The organism is Nocardia sp. CC201C, from assembly GCF_030010695.1.
GTDB classification, from domain to species: domain Bacteria; phylum Actinomycetota; class Actinomycetes; order Mycobacteriales; family Mycobacteriaceae; genus Nocardia; species Nocardia otitidiscaviarum.
Window position 1 is genome coordinate 1 of the sequence record NZ_JASCXP010000647.1, and the last position, 2592, is coordinate 2592.

3 protein-coding genes are annotated in these 2592 nt (G+C 65.7%); 2 read left to right on the forward strand and 1 reads right to left on the reverse strand.

Annotated elements, in window-relative coordinates; translation table 11 throughout:
* Nucleotides 1-159 precede the first annotated feature (159 nt).
* On the reverse strand, nt 160-573 hold the full coding sequence (locus QK444_RS35445) for a DUF5318 domain-containing protein (protein WP_081592817.1): 414 nt from the start codon (nt 571-573) through the stop codon (nt 160-162).
* Between the two features lie 370 nt (nt 574-943).
* On the opposite strand from QK444_RS35445, the gene QK444_RS35450 reads away from it, so the two are divergent.
* The gene (locus QK444_RS35450) at nt 944-1501 is read left to right on the forward strand and encodes a PadR family transcriptional regulator (RefSeq protein WP_029930357.1); all 558 of its coding nucleotides are present in this window, start codon (nt 944-946) and stop codon (nt 1499-1501) included.
* Nucleotides 1494-2592 (forward strand): inositol-3-phosphate synthase (locus tag QK444_RS35455; protein ID WP_282786381.1); only part of this gene is annotated, 1099 nt, incomplete at its 3' end. The genes QK444_RS35450 and QK444_RS35455, both read left to right, overlap by 8 nt.

Sequence of the window (2592 nt, forward strand, 5' to 3'; positions counted from 1 at the left end):
CCGCGGGGCGGTCCGTCGTCATAGGGCGAATTCACAGCCTGAATCTCCAATAACTCGACTAATTGGGGTAGCTCGGGCGGTATGCCCGCGGGGCACTCGAATGTCCCTCAAAGACCTCGGTACACACGGGCTCCGCGTTTCAGCGGTCGGTGTGGCCTTTCATTCGGCGGCGGTCCGGCGGGTTCCCGCACGGCGGCGGCGGGCCGGTGTCGGGGCGTTGCCCAGCACATAGGACTGCACCAGGTGATTCCAGCTGCACGTGCGGCACACCTCGACGACGTGCACCGAGAATTCCTCGCGGCTCTCGGCCATCCGAACCAGTTCCTCCGGGGTGCGGGCCGAACCCGCGACCGGCCCCAGCCCGTCGCCGAACACCCACGATACGAGAGTGAGCTGCTCTTTCCGGCAGATCGGGCATGTGACCTCGCTCCCGCGCCCGTGAAACTTCGCCGCACGCAACAGGTACGGATTCGCATCACACACTTCGGCGACGCCGACGCGCCCCGCGTAGACGTCGGCCAGCAGCGACCGGCGCCGGAGCGCATAGTCCACTACCTGCCGCTGTATTCGCACGGCACCAGAGTACTTGCTCCGACCCACACCCCGCCGGGCCGATCTGAGACTCTCCCCACTCTCCCCAGCCGCTCGACGGCCCGTCTTTCCACACTCACCGACTCGACCGCGCTGCCCACCCTCATCCCCGAGGGCCCTGTCCCTGTTCATGTCGCGGCAACCCATCTGTTCGCGGCCCGCCCCGGTCTGGACTGACCGGAGCGGGGGAGCGAAGCGGAGGAGCGGAGGGAGGGAAGACCGGGGTGAACAGGGCCGCGAACCGCCGGAGCGCAGCGGAGGCAATCAAACACAGATGTATCGGTGCGATATAGTTTGTAGTCGCATCCATCGGTTAGGTCTGAAGAGAACAGTCAGGAGGGGGTGAGGCCCGGTGCTCGAGTTGGCAATCCTCGGGCTGCTCCTCGAATCGCCCATGCACGGCTACGAGCTGCGCAAGCGATTGACCGGTCTGCTGGGTCCGTTCCGGGCCTTCTCCTACGGGTCGCTGTATCCGACCCTGCGGCGTATGCAGGCCGACGGTCTCATCGCGGAGCAGAGTCCCCAGGGGCTCGCGACGCGACGGGCCCGCAGGGTTTACAACCTGACCGAGACCGGCCGGGAGCGGTTCAGCGAACTGCTGGCCGATACCGGTCCGCAGAACTACACCGACGACGGCTTCGGCGTTCATCTCGCCTTCTTCAGCCGCACTCCCGCGGAAGCGAGAATGCGAATTCTGGAGGGGCGGCGCAGGCAAGTCGAGGAGCGCCGAGAGGGACTGCGGGAGGCGATCAAGCGTGCCAGTGGGCAGCTCGACCGCTACACCCGCCAGCTCCATCAACTCGGTCTCGAATCAAGCGAGCGCGAGGTGCGCTGGCTCAACGAGTTGATCGCCGCGGAGCAATCGACCAAGGCGGCACCACAGAAAGAGGGAAATATCGGCCATGACTGACATCAATACGGCTGGGGGCGCCACCGAAGTTCGCGTGGCCATCGTAGGTGTGGGCAACTGCGCGTCCTCCCTGGTGCAGGGTGTGCAGTACTACAAGGACGCGGACGAGTCGTCGACCGTTCCGGGTCTCATGCACGTCAAGTTCGGCCCCTATCACATCCGCGACGTGAAGTTCGTCGCCGCGTTCGACGTCGATGCCAAGAAGGTCGGTTTCGACCTGTCCGACGCGATCTTCGCGAGCGAGAACAACACCATCAAGATCTCCGATGTGCCGCCGACCGGTGTCACCGTGCAGCGCGGCCCGACCCTGGACGGCATCGGCAAGTACTACGCCGAGACCATCGAGCTCTCCGAGGCCGATCCGGTCGACGTGGTCAAGGCCCTGAAGGACGCCGAGGTCGACGTGCTGGTGTCCTACCTGCCGGTGGGCTCCGAGGAAGCCGACAAGTTCTACGCGCAGTGCGCCATCGACGCGAACGTGGCCTTCGTCAACGCGCTGCCGGTCTTCATCGCCTCCGATCCGGTGTGGGCGCAGAAGTTCACCGACGCGGGCGTCCCGATCGTCGGTGACGACATCAAGTCGCAGGTCGGCGCGACCATCACGCACCGCGTGATGGCCAAGCTGTTCGAGGACCGCGGCGTGCAGCTCGACCGCACCATGCAGCTCAACGTCGGCGGCAACATGGACTTCAAGAACATGCTCGAGCGCGAGCGGCTGGAGTCCAAGAAGATCTCCAAGACCCAGGCTGTCACCAGCAACCTGAAGAAGGAGATGGGCGCAGGCGACGTGCACATCGGCCCGTCGGATCACGTGGGCTGGCTGGACGACCGCAAGTGGGCGTACGTGCGCCTGGAGGGCCGCGCCTTCGGTGACGTGCCGCTGAACCTGGAGTACAAGCTCGAGGTGTGGGATTCGCCGAACTCGGCGGGCATCATCATCGACGCCGTACGCGCCGCCAAGATCGCCAAGGACCGCGGTATCGGCGGACCGGTCATCCCGGCCTCGGCCTACCTGATGAAGTCCCCGCCGCAGCAGCTGGCCGACGATGTCGCCCGCGCGCAGCTGGAGGCGTTCATCATCGACGCGGACT